Origin of the sequence: Miltoncostaea marina, from assembly GCF_018141525.1 — a bacterium.
In the GTDB taxonomy this organism is placed as follows: Bacteria; Actinomycetota; Thermoleophilia; order Miltoncostaeales; family Miltoncostaeaceae; genus Miltoncostaea; species Miltoncostaea marina.
In genome coordinates this window covers 2729118-2749569 of record NZ_CP064655.1, presented here as the reverse complement: position 1 = coordinate 2749569, position 20452 = coordinate 2729118, and the positions used below count along the sequence as shown (strand labels likewise).

The 20452-nt window shown below is 75.2% G+C and carries 21 protein-coding genes, 1 tRNA gene and 1 pseudogene; 16 read left to right on the top strand and 7 right to left on the bottom strand.

The window, feature by feature from the left end; translation table 11 throughout:
- Positions 1-4 precede the first annotated feature (4 nt).
- From secY to ligA, 13 genes are all read left to right on the top strand, one after another.
- On the top strand, positions 5-1267 hold the full coding sequence (gene secY, locus ITJ85_RS13930; protein WP_217913708.1) for a preprotein translocase subunit SecY: 1263 nt from the start codon (positions 5-7) through the stop codon (positions 1265-1267).
- Between the two features lie 8 nt (positions 1268-1275).
- Positions 1276-1929, top strand: a complete 654-nt coding sequence (locus tag ITJ85_RS13925; protein ID WP_246496268.1) for an adenylate kinase — start codon at positions 1276-1278, stop codon at positions 1927-1929.
- 10 nt (positions 1930-1939) lie between these two features.
- Complete coding sequence (gene map, locus ITJ85_RS13920; protein WP_217913707.1) at positions 1940-2713, top strand: type I methionyl aminopeptidase; 774 nt, start codon at positions 1940-1942, stop codon at positions 2711-2713.
- 677 nt (positions 2714-3390) lie between these two features.
- Entirely contained in the window at positions 3391-3504 is a 114-nt protein-coding gene (gene rpmJ, locus ITJ85_RS13915) for a 50S ribosomal protein L36 (RefSeq protein WP_217913706.1), read from the top strand.
- The gene (gene rpsM / locus ITJ85_RS13910; protein ID WP_217913705.1) at positions 3504-3875 is read left to right on the top strand and encodes a 30S ribosomal protein S13; all 372 of its coding nucleotides are present in this window, start codon (positions 3504-3506) and stop codon (positions 3873-3875) included. The genes rpmJ and rpsM overlap by 1 nt, the downstream gene beginning before the upstream one ends.
- A gap of 34 nt (positions 3876-3909) precedes the next feature.
- Positions 3910-4308: a 30S ribosomal protein S11 gene (gene rpsK / locus ITJ85_RS13905; protein WP_217913704.1), complete on the top strand. Its 399-nt coding sequence runs from the start codon at positions 3910-3912 to the stop codon at positions 4306-4308.
- A 3-nt stretch (positions 4309-4311) separates the two neighbouring features.
- Complete coding sequence (rpsD, locus tag ITJ85_RS13900; RefSeq protein WP_217913703.1) at positions 4312-4914, top strand: 30S ribosomal protein S4; 603 nt, start codon at positions 4312-4314, stop codon at positions 4912-4914.
- Between the two features lie 118 nt (positions 4915-5032).
- A complete protein-coding gene (locus ITJ85_RS13895; RefSeq protein ID WP_217913702.1) occupies positions 5033-5974 on the top strand; it encodes a DNA-directed RNA polymerase subunit alpha in 942 nt (313 codons plus the stop codon).
- 33 nt (positions 5975-6007) lie between these two features.
- The gene (gene rplQ / locus ITJ85_RS13890) at positions 6008-6385 is read left to right on the top strand and encodes a 50S ribosomal protein L17 (RefSeq protein WP_217913701.1); all 378 of its coding nucleotides are present in this window, start codon (positions 6008-6010) and stop codon (positions 6383-6385) included.
- The gene (gene truA, locus ITJ85_RS13885) at positions 6385-7176 is read left to right on the top strand and encodes a tRNA pseudouridine(38-40) synthase TruA (protein WP_217913700.1); all 792 of its coding nucleotides are present in this window, start codon (positions 6385-6387) and stop codon (positions 7174-7176) included. Before rplQ ends, truA begins: the two co-directional genes overlap by 1 nt.
- Positions 7173-7988: a 5'/3'-nucleotidase SurE gene (surE, locus tag ITJ85_RS13880; RefSeq protein WP_217913699.1), complete on the top strand. Its 816-nt coding sequence runs from the start codon at positions 7173-7175 to the stop codon at positions 7986-7988. Before truA ends, surE begins: the two co-directional genes overlap by 4 nt.
- Positions 7985-8638 carry an HAD family hydrolase gene (locus tag ITJ85_RS13875; protein ID WP_217913698.1) on the top strand — a complete coding sequence of 218 codons (654 nt, stop codon included), beginning with the start codon at positions 7985-7987 and terminating at the stop codon, positions 8636-8638. Before surE ends, ITJ85_RS13875 begins: the two co-directional genes overlap by 4 nt.
- Positions 8639-10696 (top strand): NAD-dependent DNA ligase LigA, encoded by a 2058-nt coding sequence (gene ligA / locus ITJ85_RS13870; protein WP_217913697.1) that lies wholly within the window; start codon positions 8639-8641, stop codon positions 10694-10696.
- On the opposite strand, the gene dacB is transcribed toward ligA, so the two are convergent.
- The 5 genes from dacB to ITJ85_RS13845 all read right to left on the bottom strand — a co-directional run bounded on the left by dacB (position 10693) and on the right by ITJ85_RS13845 (position 14739).
- Positions 10693-11919, bottom strand: a complete 1227-nt coding sequence (gene dacB / locus ITJ85_RS13865) for a D-alanyl-D-alanine carboxypeptidase/D-alanyl-D-alanine endopeptidase (RefSeq protein WP_217913696.1) — start codon at positions 11917-11919, stop codon at positions 10693-10695. The two genes, ligA and dacB, sit on opposite strands and share 4 nt — an antisense overlap.
- A 95-nt stretch (positions 11920-12014) precedes the next feature.
- Complete coding sequence (locus ITJ85_RS13860) at positions 12015-12287, bottom strand: hypothetical protein (protein WP_217913695.1); 273 nt, start codon at positions 12285-12287, stop codon at positions 12015-12017.
- Between the two features lie 148 nt (positions 12288-12435).
- The gene (locus tag ITJ85_RS13855; protein ID WP_217913694.1) at positions 12436-13311 is read right to left on the bottom strand and encodes a phosphatase PAP2 family protein; all 876 of its coding nucleotides are present in this window, start codon (positions 13309-13311) and stop codon (positions 12436-12438) included.
- 145 nt (positions 13312-13456) lie between these two features.
- A tRNA-Pro gene (locus ITJ85_RS13850) sits at positions 13457-13530 on the bottom strand.
- Between the two features lie 975 nt (positions 13531-14505).
- Positions 14506-14739 carry a NifU family protein gene (locus tag ITJ85_RS13845; RefSeq protein WP_246496267.1) on the bottom strand — a complete coding sequence of 78 codons (234 nt, stop codon included), beginning with the start codon at positions 14737-14739 and terminating at the stop codon, positions 14506-14508.
- On the opposite strand from ITJ85_RS13845, the pseudogene ITJ85_RS17535 reads away from it, so the two are divergent.
- Together ITJ85_RS17535 and ITJ85_RS13835 are read left to right on the top strand one after the other, a co-directional pair.
- A pseudogene (locus ITJ85_RS17535) lies at positions 14738-14884 on the top strand (carbon-nitrogen hydrolase family protein); the annotation flags it as partial. The gene ITJ85_RS13845 and the pseudogene ITJ85_RS17535 overlap by 2 nt on opposite strands.
- 59 nt (positions 14885-14943) lie before the next feature.
- Positions 14944-15711 (top strand): carbon-nitrogen hydrolase family protein, encoded by a 768-nt coding sequence (locus ITJ85_RS13835; RefSeq protein WP_217913693.1) that lies wholly within the window; start codon positions 14944-14946, stop codon positions 15709-15711.
- A gap of 3 nt (positions 15712-15714) precedes the next feature.
- Here the strand turns inward: ITJ85_RS13835 and ITJ85_RS13830 are convergent, their stop codons facing one another.
- Positions 15715-16989 (bottom strand): hypothetical protein, encoded by a 1275-nt coding sequence (locus ITJ85_RS13830; RefSeq protein ID WP_217913692.1) that lies wholly within the window; start codon positions 16987-16989, stop codon positions 15715-15717.
- A gap of 20 nt (positions 16990-17009) precedes the next feature.
- Here ITJ85_RS13830 and rlmD point away from each other — a divergent pair, with 20 nt between their 5' ends.
- Complete coding sequence (gene rlmD / locus ITJ85_RS13825; RefSeq protein WP_217913691.1) at positions 17010-18374, top strand: 23S rRNA (uracil(1939)-C(5))-methyltransferase RlmD; 1365 nt, start codon at positions 17010-17012, stop codon at positions 18372-18374.
- Between the two features lie 47 nt (positions 18375-18421).
- Here rlmD and ITJ85_RS13820 read toward each other — a convergent pair whose 3' ends face one another.
- Entirely contained in the window at positions 18422-20428 is a 2007-nt protein-coding gene (locus ITJ85_RS13820) for a diguanylate cyclase (RefSeq protein WP_217913690.1), read from the bottom strand.
- Between the last annotated feature and the right edge of the window lie 24 nt (positions 20429-20452).

Here is a 20452-nt window from a genome sequence, read left to right as displayed (position 1 = left end):
CCGCATGCTGAAGACGATCCTCACCTCGCTCCGCTCGCCGGAGCTCCGCAAGAAGCTCGCCTTCACGGCGTTCATCCTGCTCGTCTACCGGTTCGGGTCGTTCGTGCCCGTGCCGGGCATCGACCTGGAGGCCCTCCAGGCCGCGATCGACGAGCGGGGCAGCCGCCTGCTCGACTTCCTCAACCTGTTCGCCGGCGGCGCGCTGACCCGCTTCGCGGTCTTCGCGCTCGGGATCATGCCGTACATCACGGCGAGCATCATCCTGCAGCTCATGACCGTGGTCATCCCGCGGCTCGAGCAGCTGCAGAAGGAGGGCGAGTCAGGCCAGCAGAAGATCACCCAGTACACCCGGTACTTCACCGTGGTGCTGGCCCTCCTGCAGTCGCTGGCCTACGTCCTCTACTTCCGCTCGCAGGACGCGCTGCCGGACTTCACGCTCGGCAAGCTCTACCTGATCGTGATCTCGGTGACGGCGGGCACCGTGCTGCTGATGTGGCTCGGCGAGCTCATCACCCAGCGCGGCGTCGGCAACGGCATCTCGCTGCTGATCTTCGCCAGCATCGTGGCCTCGGTGCCCGACGCGATCGACGGCTGGCTGTCGCTCGCCCCGGTCTCGCAGGTGCTGATCGGCGCCATCGCGCTGGCCGTGGTGGTCGGCGTGGTCTTCATCAACGAGGGCCAGCGCCGCATCCCGATCCAGTACGCCAAGCGCGTCGTCGGGCGCCGCATGACCTCGGGCGGCACGACCTACATGCCGCTGCGCGTGAACATGGCCGGCGTGATCCCGGTCATCTTCGCCTCGTCGGTGGTGATCCTGCCGCCGACCCTCGCCGAGCTCGGCGGCCGTGGCTCGTTCTTCCAGGACGTGTCGGACCTCCTGGCGCCGGGCTCGTGGTACTACATCATCTTCGAGGCGCTGCTCATCGTCCTGTTCACGTACTTCTACACCGCGGTCCAGTTCAACCCGGTGGAGCAGGCCGACAACCTGAAGAAGTACGGCGGCTTCATCCCGGGCGTGCGCCCCGGCCGCCCGACGGCCGTCTATCTCGACCGCGTGCTGACGCGGCTCACGCTGCCCGGGGCCATCTACCTGGCGATCATCGCCGAGCTGCCCAACATCGTGTTCCGCTACCTGCCCGACTCGAACGCCTTCTTCGGGGTGCTCGGCGGCACGTCCATCCTGATCGTCGTCGGCGTGGCCCTCGACACCATGCGCCAGATGGAGGCCCAGCTCATGATGCGCTCGTACGAAGGGTTCCTGAAATAGCCCGGCTGGTGCTCCTCGGTCCCCCGGGGGCCGGGAAGGGCACGCAGGCCGAGCGCCTGCGCGCCGAGTTCGACCTCGTGCACCTCGCCACGGGCGACCTGCTGCGCGCGGCGGTGGCCGCCGGCACGGACCTCGGGCGGGAGGCCAAGCGGTTCATGGACGCCGGCGAGCTGGTGCCCGACGCGGTGGTGGTCGGGATGATCCGCGAGCGGCTCTCGGCCGGGGGCTCCGCCAGCTTCCTGCTGGACGGCTTCCCGCGCTCGGTGCCGCAGGCCGACGCGCTCGACGGCATGCTGGCCGAGCTGGGGATGCCGCTCGACGCGGTCGTGTCGATCGCCGTCTCGCGGGAGGAGCTGGTGCGCCGCCTCGCCGGGCGCTGGATCTGCCGCCGCTGCGGCCGCTCGTTCCACGAGGTCTTCTCGCCGTACGGCGGCGAGCCGTGCCCGTCGGGCGACGGGACGGAGCCGTGCGACCTCTATCAGCGCGAGGACGACCGCCCCGAGACCGTGAGCAACCGGCTCGCCGTCTACGAGGAGCAGACGGCCCCGCTCATCGACTACTACCGCGCCCGCGGCCTGCTGCGTGAGGTCGACGGCGAGCGGACCCCCGACGAGGTCCATGACGGGATCGTCGCGCACATCCCGGCGTCGCCGGCCGGCTAGGCGCGCCGCCGTGCCGCCCGGGCGCAGGGGCCCGATCCCCAAGACACCGGGCGAGCTCGACGCGATGGCCGCCTCGGGCGCCGTGCTGGCCGAGTGCCACGACGCCCTCGCCACGGAGCTCGGCGTGGGCGTCACCACGCGCCGCCTCGACGAGGTCGCCGAGGAGCTGATCCGCTCGCGCGGTGGCGTCCCGGCCTTCAAGGGCTACCCGGGCCCGACGCCGTTCCCGGCGTCGATCTGCGCCTCGGTCAACGACGAGGTGGTGCACGGCATCCCCGGCGACCGCGCCCTGCGCGACGGCGACGTGCTCGCGATCGACTGCGGCGTCGTGCTGGACGGCTGGGTGTCCGACTCGGCGCGCACCTACGGCGTCGGCACGGTCTCGCCGATCGCCGAGCGCCTGGTGGAGCGCACGCGCATCGCGCTCGACCGGGCCATCGAGGCCTGCCGCCTCGGCAACCACGTGGGCGACATCGGCCACGCGGTGCAGACGGAGGTCGAGGCCGCGGGCTTCTCGGTGGTGCAGAGCCTCGTGGGCCACGGGGTGGGCCGCTCGATGCACGAGGAGCCGCAGGTGCCGAACCTCGGCCGGCCGGGCACCGGCCCGGAGCTGGTCGAGGGGCTCGTGCTGGCGATCGAGCCGATGGTCAACGTCGGCCGCCACGAGGTGGAGCTGATGCCGGACGGGTGGACGATCACCACGCGCGACGGCAGCCTCTCCGCGCACTGGGAGCACACGGTCGCGGTCACGGCGGACGGGCCCAGGATCCTGACGCTGGCCTGACCGGTGGGGGCCGCCCGCGTGGCGATTCGGGCGACCGGCGGCATCGAGGGTCGCCACGTCGCGGGCGACCGTCGCCCTCGGGCTGCCGGCCGGCGCCGGGTCGGCGCGCGGCGCGCTGCGGGTCGTCGTCGAGCACAACGCGGCCGGCGCCGGCGAGGAGGCGCTCGAGCGGGGCGGGCCCGGCGCCGTGTCCGCCGCCGCCCCGGCCAACGTGGTGCTGCCCGGCGACGCGCGCCGCCCGGGTCCGCGCATCGCGGCCGATCCCCGTCTCGGTGCCCCCGGCGGCAACGGCGGACCGGCGCAGACGATGGCGCCGGGAGCGGGCAGCGCGGCGAATCGACGCCCTCGTGGGCGTGCCGTGCCCGGCGACCGACGCCAGCGGCCTGCCGCGCCGCCCCGCTTCGCCGGCGGCGCCACCGTCGCGACCCGGGTCGGCCCACCGTGTCGGCGCTCGGCATCGGCCCGGCCGCCTCACCGGCGACGGCTCGCCGGCCGCGCGGCGCCACCGTCGCGTCCCGGTCCAGCGTTCCGGCCGCGGTCGTGCGGAGCGTCCGCCGGACGCCGCGCGCGACGCGGGGCCTCCGCATCCTGCGCTGAGGGCGTCGCGGTGCTAACATCCGCGGTCGCTCGCGGGGCTGACCCGCGTGCACGCCCGCGCCCGAGTCAGGGGATGAAGAGTGAAGGTCCGCGCCTCTGTGAAGCCGATCTGCGAGAAGTGCCGCGTCATCAAGCGACACGGCAAGCTCCTCGTCATCTGCCAGAACGCCCGCCACAAGCAGGTGCAGGGCTGATGGCGCGCATCGCCGGCGTCAACATCCCCCGCGAGAAGCGGATCGAGATCGGCCTCACCTACGTGTACGGCATCGGCCGTTCCACGGCCAACACGGTGCTGGAGCAGACCGGCATCGACCGCGACACCTACGTGCGGGACCTCACCGAGGAGGAGATCGGGCGCCTCCGCGACGTCATCGAGAAGACGCTCATCGTCGAGGGCGACCTCCGGCGCGAGCGCTCGAACGACATGAAGCGGCTCATGGAGATCGGCTGCTACCGCGGCCTGCGCCACCGGCGCGGCCTGCCGGTGCGCGGTCAGCGCACGAAGACCAACGCGCGGACGCGCAAGGGCCCCAAGCGCACCGTGGGCAAGCAGCGCAAGGGCTGAGGCCGGACACCCCCGAACAGGACCGAGGAGCGCGTTGGCACGCCAGAAGGTGACCCGCGGCCGGACCCGCCGGCGCACGCGGAAGAACATCCCCGTGGGCAACGCCCACATCAAGACGTCGTTCAACAACACGATCGTCACCCTGACCGACAAGCAGGGGAACGTGATCGCGTGGGAGACCGCGGGCTCCGCGGGCTTCAAGGGCTCGCGCAAGAGCACGCCCTTCGCCGCCCAGGTGACGGCCGACTCGGCCGCCCGCAAGGGCATGGAGCACGGCCTCCAGAAGGTCGACGTCTACGTCAAGGGTCCGGGCTCGGGCCGCGAGACGGCCATCCGCTCGCTCCAGGCCGCCGGCATCGAGGTCGCCTCGGTCACCGACGTGTCGCCGGTCCCCCACAACGGCTGCCGCCCCCGCAAGCGGCGGCGGGTCTAGCCCGTGGCGCGCTACACCGGCCCCGCCATCAAGCAGTCCCGGCGTGAGGGCTTCGCGCTCACCGACAAGGCGCAGAAGTACCTCGACCGCCGGCCGTACCCGCCCGGCGAGCACGGCCGCGGCCGCATCCGCCAGAGCGAGTACCTCATCCAGCTGCGCGAGAAGCAGAAGACGCGCCGCTTCTACGGCCTGCTCGAGAAGCAGTTCCGCCGCTACTACGAGAAGGCCAACCGGCAGGAGGGCATCACCGGCGAGAACCTCCTCCGCATGCTGGAGATGCGGCTCGACAACGTCGTGTACCGCCTCGGCCTCGCCGCCACCCGGCGCCAGGCGCGCCAGCTCGTGAACCACGGCCACTTCCGGGTCAACGGCAAGAAGGTCGACATCCCGAGCTACCAGGTGAAGGCCGACGACATCATCACGGTCAAGGAGGGCTCGAGCGCCGAGCCCGTGATCCGCGCCGCGACGGAGCTCGTGGCCTCGGTCGCGCCCTGGCTGCAGGCCGACTTCGACGCGCTCAACGGCAAGGTGCTGAAGGCGCCCGACCGCTCGGAGATCGACACCCCGGTCAGCGAGCAGCTGATCGTGGAGTACTACTCGAAGTAGCAACGGCCCCGGCCGGCAGCGATGGCACGTGTCCGTGACGCGCGGACGCGTCGCCGATGCGCCGGCCGAGGACCGCGTCACCACGATCCGGCGGGCACGCCGGAGAACAAGGAGTCACGTGCTCGACATCCAGTCGCCCCGCATGACCTACGAGCCCGTCAGCGAGACGCTCGGCCGCTTCGAGGTCGAGCCGCTCGACCGCGGCTTCGGCCACACCTTCGGCAACAGCCTGCGCCGGGTGCTCCTCTCGTCCCTCGAGGGCGCCGCCGTCACCTCGGTGCGCATCGAGGGCGTGCAGCACGAGTTCACCACGATCCCGGGGCTGCGCGAGGACGTCACCGACGTCATCCTCAACCTGCGCGAGCTCGTCTGCCGCCTGCACGGCGAGGCCGGCGAGATCGAGGTGGAGCTCTCCAAGACCGGCCCCGGCGCCGTGACGGCCGGCGACATCGCCGCCCCGGCCGACCTCGAGATCCTCAACCCGGACCTCGAGATCGGCAACCTCGAGGCCGGCGCCCGGCTCGACATGATCCTCATGATCAGCCGCGGCCGCGGCTACGTGCCGGCCGAGCAGAACAAGGGCCCGGGGTCGACGATCGGGGTCATCCCGGTCGACGCCAACTTCTCGCCGATCCTGCGGGTGCGCTACGAGGTCAGCCCCGCCCGCGTCGGCCAGCGCACCGACTACGACAAGCTGACGCTCGAGATCCAGACGAACGGCAGCGTCGACCCGCGCGCGGCGATCGCCGAGGCCGCGGAGACCCTCATCGGCCGTCTGGCGATCTTCGCCGACCCGGAGAGCACCCGCCTGCTCGGCGAGCCGGCCGCGGAGGAGCCGCCCGCCGGCGGCGGCATGCACGACATCATGATCGAGGAGCTCGAGCTCGGGGTGCGCTCGTACAACTGCCTCAAGCGCGTGGGCGTCGAGACGATCGGCGACCTCATCTCCAAGACCGAGGCCGAGCTGTCGGCCATCCCCAACTTCGGCAAGAAGAGCATCGAAGAGGTCAAGGAGAACCTCGCCGCGCACGGCCTCGAGCTGCGCAGCGACGAGGCCTAGCCCCACCTCCACGGCCAGACCAGGAGAACGACCGTGCGTCACCGCAACCAGGGACCCAAGCTCAACCGCTCCTCGGCGCACCGCTCGGCCATGGCGGCCAACCTCGCCACGGCCCTGCTGACGCACGGGCGCATCCAGACGACCGCCCCCAAGGCCCGGCTCGCCCGGGGCATCGCCGAGAAGGCGATCACCCTCGCCAAGCAGGACACCCTGCACGCCCGGCGCCAGGCGATCGCGCTGCTGCGCAACAAGGAGGTCACGTACCGGCTGTTCGACGTGATCGGCCCCGCGTTCAGCGACGTCCAGGGCGGCTACACACGCACCCTCAAGCTCGGCCCGCGCCAGGGCGACGCGGCGCCGATGGTGCTGCTCGAGCTGACCCAGGACATCGAGGTCCCGGCCGCCCGGTAGTGCCCGCGCCCCGCGTGCTCCGGCTGGAGCTGGAGTACGACGGGGCCGGCTTCGCCGGCTGGGCCGCCCAGCCGGGGCTGCGCACGGTCGAGGGCGTCGTGCGCGACGCGCTCGGCGTGCTGCTGCGCGAGCCGGTCGGCCTCGTCGTGGCCGGCCGCACCGACGCGGGAGTGCACGCCCGCGGCCAGGTGGCGAGCCTCGCAACCTCCAGCGGCCTGCCCCCGGCCCGCATCCTGCGCGGCCTGGCCGGCCTGCTGCCGCCCGACGTGGCGGCGCGCGACGTGCGCGAGGCGCCGGCGGGCTTCGACGCGCGTCGCGACGCGGTCGCCCGTCGCTACGAGTACCGGGTGCTCACCGGGCCGCCTTCGCCCCTGCGGCGCGCGCTCGTGCTGCACCACCCGGCCCCGCTCGATACGGATGCGCTCGACGCGGCGGCCGCGCTCGTGGTGGGCCGGCACGACTTCCGGGCGTTCACACCCACCCGCACGGAGCACGTCTTCTTCCACCGCACCGTCACCGCGTGCTCATGGGAGCGCCGCGGCGACGAGCTGGTGATGACCGTCGAGGCCGACGCCTTCCTGCGCCACATGGTGCGCGTGCTGGTCGGCACCATGCTGCTGGTGGGACGGGGCGCGTGGCCGGCCGACCGGCTGGCGGCGCTGCTGGAGGGCGCCCCGCGGGGGGCCGCGGGGCGCACCGCGCCGGCGCACCCGCTGACGCTGGTCGGGGTGCGCTACCCCGACGACGACGGCCGGGCGGCGGGGCCAGCGGCTACCCTCCCCGGTACGTGACCAACATCCTCGTGACGAACGACGACGGCGTCGGCTCGCCCGGGCTGCTCGCGCTGAAGCAGGCGCTCGAGCCGTTCGGCAGGGTCAGCGTCATCGCCCCCGACTCCAACCGCAGCGCCATCGGCCGCGGCATCACCATCCACAACCCCCTCCACGTGGAGGAGGTGACGCTCGCCGACGGCTCGCCGGCGCTCGCCACCGACGGCACGCCGGTCGACTGCGTGCGCTTCGCCGTGCTCGGGCTGCTGGACGAGCGCCCCGACGTCATCGTGAGCGGCGTCAACCTGGGGCTCAACCTGGGGGACGACGTCACCTACTCCGGCACCGTGGCGGCCGCGCTGGAGGGCGTCCTGCTCGGCTGGCCGGCGATCGCCGTCTCGGCGCACGCGACCGACGCCCGGGCCGACCAGTGGGACGGCTCCTCCTACGACTTCCGGGCGGGCGCCTCGTTCGCGGCGCGGCTGGTGCCGCGGGTGCTGGAGGACGACTTCCCCCGCGGGGTGATCCTCAACGTCAACGCCCCCGGGCTGCCGCCCGAGGAGGTGCGCGGCGCCCTCGTCACCCGCCTGGGGCGACGCATCTACAACGACGAGCTCACGCTCGAGGCCACCGAGGGCGCGCGACGGCGCTTCACGATCTACGGCGGCGGCGCGTCGTACCGGCGCGAGGAGGGCACCGACTTCGCCGCCATCGAGTCCGGCCACATCTCCGTGACCCCGATGCACTTCGACCTCACCGACATGGCGAACATGGACGTGCTCGAGCGCATGTCGCTCGCCGACCTCCTCGACCCCGTGCTGGACGACGCGTGAGCGGGTACGAGCCGGTGCTGCTCGACCTCGACGGCACCGTCGTCGACTCGGTCGCCCTCATCCGCGAGTCGCACCGCCACGCCGTGCGCACGGTGCTCGGGCAGGAGTGGCCCGACGAGCGCCTGGTGGCCAACGTGGGGCGGCCGCTGCTGGAGCAGATGACGGCCTTCTCGCCCGACCACTCCGACGAGCTCTACCGGGTCTACCGGGAGTGGAACCACGCCAACACGGCCGACCTGCTGCTGGCCTACGACGGGGTGCAGGAGGCGCTGCACGAGCTGCGCGGGGCCGGCCGGCGGCTCGGCATCGTGACCTCCAAGAGCCACGACGCGGTCGAGCTCGCCTGGGGCGTGCTGCCCGAGGTGGCCGAGCTGTTCGACGTGGTGATCACCGCCGACGACACCCCGATCCACAAGCCGCGTCCCGAGCCGGTGCTCGAGGCGCTGCGCCGCCTGGGCGCCGGCCCCGAGGGGGCCTGCTACGTGGGCGACGCGCCGTTCGACCTGCAGGCCGGGCGCGCCGCCGGGGTGACGACCATCGGGGTGACCTGGGGCTTCTTCACGCGCGACCAGCTCGCCGCCGAGCGGCCCGACGCCATCGTCGACTCGCCGGCCGCCCTGCTGCGCGCCTGCATGGACGGCATCCGGTAGATGCCCACCCCGGCCGAGCGCGCGGCCGAGCTGCGCGAGCTGATCGATGCGGCCAACCACGCGTACTACGTCCTCGACCAGCCCACGGTCGACGACGCGGTCTACGACGGCTGGATGCGCGAGCTGCAGGCGCTCGAGGCCGACGACCCGGCCCTGCAGACGCCCGCCTCGCCCACCCAGCGGGTCGGCGCCGCCCCGTCCGGGCGGTTCCCCCCGGTGCGCCACCTGCGGCCGATGCTGTCGCTGGCCAACGCGCGCGGCACCGACGAGCTCGTCGCCTGGCACCGGCGGGCGCGGGCGGTGATGGAGCAGGAGGGGCTCGGCTCGCGCCCCGACCGCTTCGTGGTGGAGCCGAAGATCGACGGGCTCGCGATCTCGCTCACCTACGAGGACGGGCGCTTCGTGCAGGGCGCGACCCGCGGCGACGGGGTCGTCGGCGAGGACGTGACCGCCAACCTGCGCACCATCGCGGGCCTGCCCGATCGCCTGCGGCTGCCCGACGGCGCCTCGCCGCCGCGCGTGGTGGAGGTGCGCGGCGAGGTCTACCTGCCGCTCGCCGCGTTCGCCGAGCTCAACGCCGCGCGCGCCGAGGCCGGCCTGCCGACGTTCGCCAACCCGCGCAACTCGGCGGCCGGCAGCCTGCGCCAGCTCGACCCGCGCGCGACCGCGGAGCGGCCGCTGTCGATCTGGTGCTACTCCGTCGGCCACCGCGACGGCCTCGAGCTCGCCAGCCAGTGGGCGACGCTCGAGTGGCTGCGCGAGGCGGGCTTCCCGGTCAACCCGGACATCCGGGTGGTCGAGACCATCGAGCAGGTCGCCGAGGAGTGCGCCGCCTGGGAGGAGCGCCGCGCCGCGGTGGACTTCGACATCGACGGCGCCGTGGTGAAGATCGACGCGGTCGACGTCCAGGACCGGCTCGGCGCCGTGGGCCGGGCGCCGCGCTGGGCGATCGCCTACAAGTTCGCGCCCACCACCGCGACGACGACCCTGCTGGACATCATGGTGAGCGTGGGCCGCACCGGCGCGCTCGTGCCGTTCGCGGTGCTCGACCCCGTGTCGGTGGGCGGCGCCACGGTGAAGCTCGCGACCCTCCACAACCAGGAGGACGTCGCCCGTAAGGGGCTGATGATCGGCGACCGCGTCATCGTGCAGCGGGCCGGCGACGTAATCCCCCAGGTGGTCGGCCCCCTCACCCAGGAGCGCACGGGCGACGAGCGGCCCTTCGCCATGCCGGACCGCTGCCCGGCCTGCGACACGCCCGTCGTGCAGCCGCCCGGCGAGGTGCAGATGCGCTGCCCCAACCGCTCGTGCCCGGCGCAGATCCAGCAGGGGCTGTTCCACTTCGCCTCGCGCGGCGCGCTCGACATCGAGGGCCTGGGCGAGAAGACGATCCGCCGCTTCTACGACGAGGGCCTCCTCACGAGCTTCGCCGACATCTACGACCTGCACCGCCACCGCGACCGGCTGGTGGCGATGGAGGGCTTCAAGGACGTGTCGGTCGACAACCTGCTGGCCGCGGTCGAGCGCTCGAAGGAGCGCCCGTGGTCGCGCGTGCTCTACGGGCTGGGCATCCGCCACGTGGGGGACGTGACCGCCGAGGCGGTGGTCGCGGTGTGCCCGTCGCTCGACGCGCTGCTGGCCGCCGACGTCGAGACCCTGGCCCAGGCCGAGGGCGTCGGCCCGGTGGTGGCGGAGTCGATCCGCGAGTTCCTCGCCTCCGAGGACAACCGCGACCTGCTGGAGCGCCTGCGCGCCGCCGGCCTCACGACCGAGTCGGACGAGCCGCCCCGGCCGGCCGACGGCCCCCTCACGGGGCGCACGGTGGTGATCACCGGCGGCCTGGAGGCCTTCTCCCGCGACGAGGCCAAGCGCGCCGTGGCGACGGCCGGCGGCAAGGCGACCGGATCGGTGAGCCGCTCCACCTCGTTCGTCGTCGCGGGCGCCGAGCCCGGGTCGAAGCTCGCGAAGGCCGAGTCGCTCGGCGTGCCGGTCATCGACGAGGCGGCGTTCCTGGCGGTGCTCGCCGGCGAGCGCCCGCCGCCCGAGCGCGAGGGCTAGCGCGCGGGCGGCACACCCGCGGTGGCCGGGCCGCCCGGGCGCAGGTCGGCCGACCCCGCCGCCAGCAGGGTGACCACGCGGTCCTGGGCCGCGCGGGCGCCCCAGATGTCGCAGGAGTTGGCGACGAGCGCGAACGCGTAGCGCTGCCCCCGCCGGCTCACCACGCGGCCGGCCATGGCGCTGACGCAGTCGAGGTAGCCGGTCTTCGCGCGCACCCGCTTCGTGGCGGGGCCGCTCGTGAACCGGCGGACGAGGGTGCCCTCGCCGCCGCGGGCCAGCGAGTGGACGAGCGGCCCGCCCCAGGCGCGGTCGGCGTCGGCGGCGGCGATCAGCCGCACGAGCGTGGCCGCCGAGAGGCGGTTGGCCCGCGACAGGCCCGAGCCGTCGACCAGGCGGTCGCCCGGGCCGAGGATGCCGCGACGCTCGAGGTGCTCGCGGATGCGCGCCGCCCCTGCGGCGGTCGTGCCGCGGCCGGCGCCGTGGGCGCCGATGCCCTTCATGAGCGTCTCGGCGATCGTGTTGTCGCTCTCCAGGTTCATCTGGCGCACGATCGCGCGCAGCCGCGGCGACACGGCCGTGGCGAGCAGGCGGGAGCCCTTGGGGGTGCCCCCGTGCCGCAGCGGCCCGGCGTGCCGGATCCCCAGGCCGCGCAGGGTGCCGCGCAGCCGCTGCGCGGCGGCCAGCGTGGGGCTGGTGACGTGGCGCGCGCGGCCGTTGCCCGCGTAGTTCTGGTTGGTGGTGAGCGCGGAGAGCGGGCTCGCGTAGGAGCGGTAGTAGGACGGCCATCCGGGGCCCATGCGTCGCGCGTCGAAGAGCGTCTCGTCGGCCACGATCGGCCCGCGCACCAGCCGGATGCCTCGGGCCCGCAGCGGCGCGCCCAGCTCGGCGAGCGCCGTGGCCCCCTGCGGCAGGTAGCGCCGGGCGTAGCCCCGTGTGGCGAGCACCGGGTCGCCGGAGCCGCGCAGGTGCAGGGCGCCGCGCAGCACGCGGCCGTCCGTGCGCGCGCCGGGGGCGGCGTAGAGGTTGGTGCGGAAGCGGTGGTCGGGGCCCATCTCGAGGAAGGCCCCGGCCGCGGTCACCAGCTTCATGGTCGAGGCCGGGATGCGCGGCGTGGCGGGCCGGAACGACGCCACCGTGGCCCCGCCGCCCGCGCCGTCGAGCCGCCACACGAGGGCGGTGGTGGCCGGGTTCGTCGCGGTGAAGGCCGTGACGGCCCGCTGCACGTCGCCGGGGCCCGCCGCCGCGACGCCGGCCGAGGCGCCCGCGACGAGGACCGCCGCGACGACCGCGACGGCCCTCGTCGTGCGCCGGGTCGCTGCTAGGCGCTCGCCTCCAGCAGCACCTGCGCCTGCTCCGGGGGCAGGCGATGCCCCGCTGCGGTCACGGACCGCACGAAGAGCGTCTTGTCGATGCGCCCGTTGTAGATCGGCACGGACGTCTCGACGCAGAGGCGCACGACCTGCTTGCGCGCGAGGCCGAGCGCCTCGGACAGCTCGTCCGGGGTCAGGTGGTTGGCCATCAGGAAGTCCTCCTCGATGGTGTCTCGACCCGTCCCGCGCAGCCATTCGCACATCGGCTGGGGACGGGTCACGGCGAACTCGCTCGCTAGGCCCGGAGGCTGAGGGTTCGCGCGTGCATGTACCAGGGGTTATCGACATCCGGCCGCCCATTGTCAAGCAACCTAACCGCTCGGTGCGGACGGAACCCGGGGGGCGCCGCGAGGCCCCGCGGCGGCGGGCTCAGCCGCGCCGGGTGGCGACCGGCGCGGCGACGGGCAGCGTGCCGCGGACGCTCATCCAGGCCCACGTGGCGACGAACCCGATCGCCACGACGAGGCCGCCGGCGAGCGCGTCGATGACGTAGTGGTTGGCCGTCCCGGTGATGGTCAGGAAGACGGCCACCGGGTAGGCCAGCGCCAGCAGCCGCAGCGGCAGCGAGCGCAGCAGCACGGTGCCGACGATGCCGATCAGCAGCGCGTAGCCGAAGTGCATGGACGGCACGGCCGCGTGCGGGTTGAACCAGCCGGAGAAGACCCCGCCCTGCAGGTCGATGTCGCTGATGTTGTGGAGCGTGTCCACGAAGCCCTCCCGGGCGCCCGCAAGCCGCGGCGGCGCCACCGGGTAGAGCATGAACACGATCAGCGCGATCCCGTTCGCCGCCAGGAAGGCGTTGCGCACGTACGGGTAGACCCGCGCCCGCTTCTTGTAGAGGACGATGAAGAAGAGGGGCGTCACCGTCCAGTGCGCGTACATGTAGAAGTAGTTCAGGAACTCGGCCAGCTGGATGTGGTTGAGGATCCACTCCTGGATGCTGGTCTCGACGAAGAGCCCCTGGCTCTTCTCCCAGTCGATGATCCCGGCCGCGTTCTCGAACGCCGTCGAGGGCTCGCCGATGACGAGCGCGCGCGAGCCCTGGTAGACGAGCAGCGCGAGCGCGAACAACGCCACCTCGAACGTCCACGGGCGCTTGGCGAAGGGCCGCCGCACGGCCATGGCGAGGCGCCGGTCCCAGCGCGCCACGTCCGCGCCGGCCGCGTCCGCGACGGGCGCGGGCGCCGTCGCCGGCGACGTGGTCGCCGGGGTCGCTCGCGGTGTGTCGGCTGCCTCGTGGTGCATGTCGCGCGGGTGCCCTCCGGCGCGCTGTTCGAGTGAAACGAAACGCTACCGTGGCGAACCTGGTCGCAACAAGACGCACTCACGGTCAGTTAACCGAGGCTTGGTGGGGCGCCGGAACGCCCGGCGCCCCTCCAAGCCCTGCTCATCGGGGTGCCCGGATTTGAACCGGGGACCTCTCCGACCCGAACGGAGCGCGCTACCAAGCTGCGCCACACCCCGCGATCCCCGGAATGGTATCAGCGCCGTCCCCCGTGCGGGGACCCCCGCCGTGTGGGCGGAGCGGGTGAGGACCGTCCACGGCGAGTCGTCGACGGACGGGGTCGGCTGGGGCCGATCCTGAGCGCGGGCGGATCCGGCCCGTCCTGTGACGAGGTCGTCGGCGGACCGGGTCGGCTGGGGACGATCCATGGCGCGGGCTGGACCCGGCCCGTCCTGTGACGAGGTTGCCGACGGACCGGGTCGGCGGGGGCCGATCCATGGCGCGGGCGGATCCGGCCCGTCCTGTGACGAGGTTGCCGACGGACCGGGTCGGCTGGGGCCGATCCATGGCGCGGGCGGATCCGGCCCGTCCTGTGACGAGGTTGCCGACGGACCGGGTCGGCTGGGGCCGATCCTCTGCGCGGGCGGGACCCGGCCCTGCGGGCCGGCTCGCGCTGGGCGGGTGGTCGCGGTGCGGGGTCGGCTGGGGCCGATCCTGTGCGCGGGCGGGACCCGGCCCTTCGGGCCGGCTCGCGCTGGGCGGGTGACGACCGCCGTGCCCCTCACGCGGGGACCCGGCCTCTTTCGGGCCGGGTCACGCGGCAAATCGCCCCTGGCCGGGGCGATTTGCGGACCGGCGCACCGCCTTCGGCGGGGCGGGCGCCGGAAACTGCATCGACGTGAGCGTCCGTGGTGCGCGTGGGGTGTGCCCCGCGCCCTCGTGGCCGGTTTGTGCACGCTCCCGCCTTCGGCGGTCGTGTCTCCGACCACGTCGTCGCTCGATCAGGTCGTCCGGGACGCAGTGCGACCAGTTCGCCGCGTGGCGCGCCCCGGCGGCGCGTCAGCGCCGACGGAGCCGCGCGGTTCGTCGCACATTGCCGGAATGGCGCGCCCCGGCCGCCAGGCCGGAGCCATTCCGGCCGGCGCGCCCGGGGCCTTCCTCAGTTCGACGCAGCCCATGCCGCCCTGCGGAGCCGGGCGGCATGGGCGGGACGATCAGACGGTGATGACGCCCTCGACCTCAGGGATGGCGCGGCGGAGCTCCGCCTCGATGCCGAGGGTCAGCGTGGCCGTCGACATGGGGCAGCCGCCGCACGAGCCCATCATGTTGAGGTGGACGAACCCCTCGTCGTCGTACTCGACGAGCTCGACGTCCCCGCCGTCCGCGTGGAGCGCGGGCCGGATCTGGTCAAGGACGTCCTCGATCTGCGAGAGAATCTCCGCCGACATGCAGCCTCCAAGCGCTCGACCGGACACCACTGATCGTAGCGTGCTCCGGGTCGCCGTCGTCCAGATGTCGAGCCGCGCCGACCGCGACGCGAACCTGGCGACGGCCGGCCGCCTGGTGCGCCGGGCCGCGGCGGCCGGCGCGCGCCTGGTGGCGCTGCCGGAGAAGTGGCCGTTCGTCCACGGACCGCGCACGCGGGAGTCCAGATGTCGAGCCGCGCCGACCGCGACGCGAACCTGGCGACGGCCGGCCGCCTGGTGCGCCGGGCCGCGGCGGCCGGCGCGCGCCTGGTGGCGCTGCCGGAGAAGTGGCCGTTCGTCCACGGACCGCGCACGCGGGAGGGCGCCGAGGCGCTCGACGGCCCGTCGCTGGCCGCCGCGGCGGGCTGGGCGCGCGAGCTGGGCGTCGCGGTGCTCGCCGGGTCGGTCATCGAGGCGGCCGCGGACGGTTGGGTGCACAACACGAGCGTCCTCGTCGGCCCCGACGGCGCGGCGCTCGGGACCTACCGCAAGATCCACATGTTCGACGTCGACGTGGGCGGCGTCGCCTACCGTGAGTCGGCCGCCACGGCGGCGGGCGACGAGACGGTGGTGGCCGAGGCGCTCGGGCGCCGGATCGGCATGTCGGTCTGCTACGACGTCCGCTTCCCGGAGCTCTACCGCCGGCTGGCCGACGGCGGGGCCGAGGTGATCACCGTGCCCGCCGCCTTCACCGAGACGACCGGCCGCGACCACTGGGAGCCGCTGCTGCGCGCGCGGGCCATCGAGAACCAGGCCTTCGTGCTCGCGCCGGGCCAGCACGGGCGGCACGACGACGGCACGGTCTCGTACGGGCGCAGCATGATCGTCGACCCCTGGGGCGTCGTCCTCGCCCAGGTCCCCGACGGCGAGGGCGTCGCCGTGGCCGACCTCGACTTCGGCCGCCTGGAGGACGTGCGGGCGCGCCTGCCCGCGCTGCGCCACCGGCGCCTCTGACGCTCAGGCGGCGTCCGCGTCGGGCGCCAGCTCCGCGATGAGCGCGCCGGCGTCGAGGTCGCCGCCCTCCAGCCACAGCTCGCGCAGGAACGACCCGGCCCGCGGGTCGGCGAACCAGCGAACGCCGTGCGCCTCGCGCAGGTGGGCCCGTAGCGCGGCGGCGAGCCGGCGGGCGCGCAGCTCGTCGGCCGGCGCCAGGCCGGCGAGCGGCTCGGCGAGACGCAGCTCCTCGGGCCACTGGACGCCGAACGCCTCCGAGACCGGGTCGCCCCCGCCCTCGAGCGCGGCCGCCCGGCCCGCGGCCGCGCGCCGGCCGAGCAGGAGCACGGCCTCGGCGGCCCGGGGCGGCGGCTCGGGGTCGGCGAGGCCGGCGACCCGCACGAGCCAGGCCGGCTCGGCGACGAGGCCCTCGAGCAGGAACCCGTGTGCCCAGCGCAGCGCCGGGTCGCCGAGCAGCCGGGCCTCGACGGGCAGGCGGGTGGAGGCGCCGAGCCGAGCGAGCGACGCGCCGCCCGCCCGCAGTGCCTCGGCGTAGCCGGCCAGGCCGGGGGCGCGGGGCGCCACGGCGCGCGCGTACGGGAGCCCCAGCAGATCGAGGGTCGCGGCGAGCGCGGCGTGCCCGCCGTCGGGCGGCAGGTCGGCCTCCCGCGCGGGGGCGCGCGCCAGCCGGGGGATGTCGGCCGCGGTCAGCTCATCGCCGCGCACGCCGAGCGACTCGAGCGCCGCGATCTCCCGGGCGAGCGCCCAGGCGTCGGCGGTCCGCTCGAGCCACCGCCTGCCGTCGGCCGCGGCGGCGGCGAGGTCGACGCCCGCCACCCGGGCGAGCAGCTCGCGCGCCGACGCCGCGCCGAGCGCGCGCGCCGCCGCCTCGCGGCGGGTGGCCGCCTCCTCGAGCGGGCCGGCGAGCCGCGCCCCGAGCGCCCGCAGGCGGGCCGCCTGGAGGTCGGCGCGCCGCTCGGCGTCGGGCTCCGCCGCCAGCAGGGCGTCCACCTCGCGCGGGGCCACGGGGCCCGACGGGCCGTCCACGATCGGCTCGGCGAGCAACCGCTCCGCCTCGGCCAGCTCGGCGGCGCCGGCCGCGCGCAGGTGCCCCTCGGCGGCGAACCGGGCGAGCGCGCGGGCGCGACGGCGATCCCCGGCCGTCGCGAGGGCCGCCTCGAGGGCGCGCACGGCGTCGGGGTCGAACAGCTCGTCGGCCAGGCCGGACGGCGGCGGCGCGCCGGTCAGGTACCGCTCGGCGGCGTCGCGGTAGGCGTCGAGATCGATCGGTCGCGCCACCCGGTCATACTAGGCGGCCGATGCAGCGACCCCGCCGCGACGACGTGCTCGAGCTGGAGATCGCCGACCTCGCCTTCGGCGGGGCCGGGGTCGCGCGCCACGACGGCTTCGTGGTCTTCTGCCGCGACACCGCGCCGGGCGACCGGGTGCGGGCGGTGGTCCGCAAGTCGCGCCGGCGCTTCGCCGAGGCCGACCTCCTGGAGGTGCTGGAGCCCGGCCCGCCGCGCACCCTCGTGCCGTGCCCGTACGTGCCGCGCTGCGGCGGCTGCCGCCTGCAGCACGTCGACTACGCCACCGCGCTCGCCGCCAAGCGCGACCAGCTGGCCGAGCACCTCGTGCGCATCGGCCACCTCGAGGGCGTCGAGGTGCGGGAGCCGGACGCCGCCCTCGAGCCGTTCGCGTACCGCAACAAGATGGAGTACTCGGCGGCCCCTGGGGCCGACGGCGGCCCGGCGATCGGCTTCCACGAGCGCGGCCGCTGGGACCGGATCGTGGACGTCCACGCCTGCATGCTCACCACGCCGCTCGGCAACGCGGTCCGGGAGACCGTGCGGGCCTGGGCGGTCGCCGAGGGGGTCGAGCCCTACGACCAGCGCGCGGGCGCCGGCACGCTGCGCCACGTGGTGGTGCGCGAGGGGGTCGCGACGGGGGAGGTGCTGGTCGCCGTGGTCACGGCCCCGGGCGCGGAGGCCGTCGTCGACCGCCTCGCCGATCCGCTCGCCGCCGCGCACCCCGAGGTGGTCGGCCTGCTCCACATGGTCAACGAGGGCGTCGCCGAGACCACCGCCGGCCTGCCGACGCGGCTGGTGCGCGGCCGCGACTGGATCGAGGAGCGCGTCGCCGGCGTCGCCCTGCGCCTGTCGGCCGCCGCCTTCTTCCAGACCAACACCCGCATGACCGACGTCCTCTACCGGCGGGTGGCCGAGGCGGCCGGCCTCGACGGCACGCAGGTGCTCTACGACCTCTTCGCCGGGGTCGGCAGCATCGGCATCGCGCTCGCGGGCGGGGCGCGGGAGGTGGTGGCCATCGAGATCGTCCCCGAGGCGGTCGCCGACGCCGAGCGCAACGCCCGCGCCAACGGCATCGCCAACCACACCGCCCTGTGCGGCGACGTCGGCGTGGTCCTGCGCGAGCGCCGCGGCGAGCTGCCGCCACCCGACGTGGCGGTGGTCGACCCGCCGCGCGCCGGCCTGGCCGGGCGGGCCGTGCGCCGCATCCTCGAGCTCGCGCCGCCGACCCTCGTCTACGTCTCCTGCCAGCCGGCGACCTTCGCCGACAACGCCGCCCGCTTCGTGGAGGGCGGCTACCGCCTCGAGTGGGTGCGCCCGGTGGACATGTTCCCGCAGACGCCGCACATCGAGGCCGTGGCCCGCTTCACGCGCTGACGATCGCGCCCGCGCGCGCGGCTGCCAGCCCCGTACGGGGCGGCGCGTCAGCCGGCCGGGGTCGCCGCCGTCAGCGCCCGGTCGGCGCCGGGCCCGATGGTCCCGTCGCGGCGGTGGCAGGCCGTCATGTCGCGGCCGTGGCGCTTCGCCCAGTAGAGGGCCAGGTCGGCGCCGCGCATCACGCCGCCGCTCGGGGGCGTGGCGCAGCGGTCGCACACGCCGGCGGAGATCGTGATCGACCCCACGCCGTCGAACGGCTCGCCGCCCACCAGCCGGCGCGCCCGCTCCGCCGCCTCGTGCGCGCCGTCGACGTCGGTGTCGGCCATGATCCAGGCGATCTCCTCGCCGCCGATGCGCGCGACGAGGTCCTGCGGCCGCGCGGCGGCCCGCAGGCGTCGCGCCACCTCCACGAGCACGTCGTCGCCCGCCCCGTGGCCGAAGCGGTCGTTGACCCGCTTGAAGTGGTCGATGTCGAGCAGCGCCAGCGCGAAGCAGCCGCCGGTGCGGCCCGCGCGGGCGGTCTCGGCCTCCATGCGCTCCTCGAAGGTGCGCCGGTTGGCGAGCCCGGTCAGGGGGTCGGTCGTGGCCTGCAGCGCGAGATCGCGCCGGGCCTCCGCGCTGGCGATGGCTGCCGCCGCCAGCTCCGCGAAGCCCTCGAGCCGCTCCTCCGTGCCCGGAGGGAACCCCGGCCCCATGGCGCGCGCCACGAGCAGGGCGCCCCAGGGGCGGCCGCCCACGTGTACGGGCGCGGCGACGGCCGCCCGCAGGATGGCCGTCCATCCGCTCGCCACGAGCGGGTCGTCGCCCGCGAGCGCGGAGTAGTCGTCGATCCGGGCCGGCCGGCCGGTGCGCGCGACGCCGGCCATCGCGCCCCGGCCGCGCAGCTCGATCGCCGCGGGGAGGTCCTCCGGGCGGAAGGGCCCCCAGGCGCCGACGGCGACGGCGTCGCCGCCGTCGAAGCGGCAGACGAGGCCCGCGTCGGCGCCGACCAGCTGCGCGGCCTCGGCGGCGACCACGGCGGCGGCCTCGTCCGGCGCCGAGGCGGCCGTGGTCGCCACCCGCCGCAGCGCCGCCTGCTCGGCCGCAGCCCGGCGGCTCGCGTCCTCGCGGCGGTTGCCCTGCACGAACAGCGTGCCCACGAAGCCCGTGATCAGGAGCGCGGCGGCCAGGATCGCCGGCGCCGCGAGGGTCGCGGCGCGCGCCTCGGGCACGTCCACGCGCACGGTCCAGCGCTGATCGGCGACGTTGACGGGGGCGGCCGCGCCGCCGCCGCCCACGGGGCCGCGGACGACCCGGCCCCCGTCGATCAGCTGCAGGCTCGAGCCGTCCGGCAGCAGGGCCTGCGCCGGCTCGACCAGGTCGTGGAGCCGGTAGGCGGCGACGACGTACCCCTGCGGCCAGCCGGCTCCGCGCGGCTCGACCGGCGCGTACAGCAGCGCCATCGGCGCCCTGGCGCCCAGCACACGCGCCAGGGCGGGCCCCCGCCGCCGGGCCGCCTCGCGCAGCGCCGCGGCCTGGCCGGGGTGGCCGAGCACGTCGAGGCCGCGCATGCCGTCGAAGGCGACCATGCCGTCCCGCTGGGCGCCGAACAGGAAGGGGTAGTGCACCGGCCGGGGCGCCGCCGGGGCGAAGTCGGTCGCGCCGCCCGTCGCCGGCGTGCGCGCGTCGCGCAGCCGCAACCCGTACCGGCGCTCGAAGGCGGCGCGCTCGGCGTCCCGCACGCGCGGGATCCAGGCCAGCCCCATCATGTCGGTCCTGCGGATGGGGCCGTCGGCGAAGCGCCGGAACTCCCGCTCGGTCACGTCGTCGCTGCCCTGCATGAAGCCGCGCGCCCCCAGCAGGGCGAGCCGCCCCTCGTCGAGCTGGTGCTCGACCAGGGCGGCGGCCCGCCGCGCCCAGTCCTCGTCGCGCTCGGCCTCGGCCTGCCGCGCGCCCGCCAGCGCCCCGAGGGCCGCCAGACATCCGATGACCAGCAGGGCGACGAGGGCCGCGAGCTGCCCCGGCCCCAGTCGGGCGCGGCTGCTCAGCGGGCTCGGGGGCGCGGGCGCGGGCACGTACGCTCTATCGGCGCCGGCCCC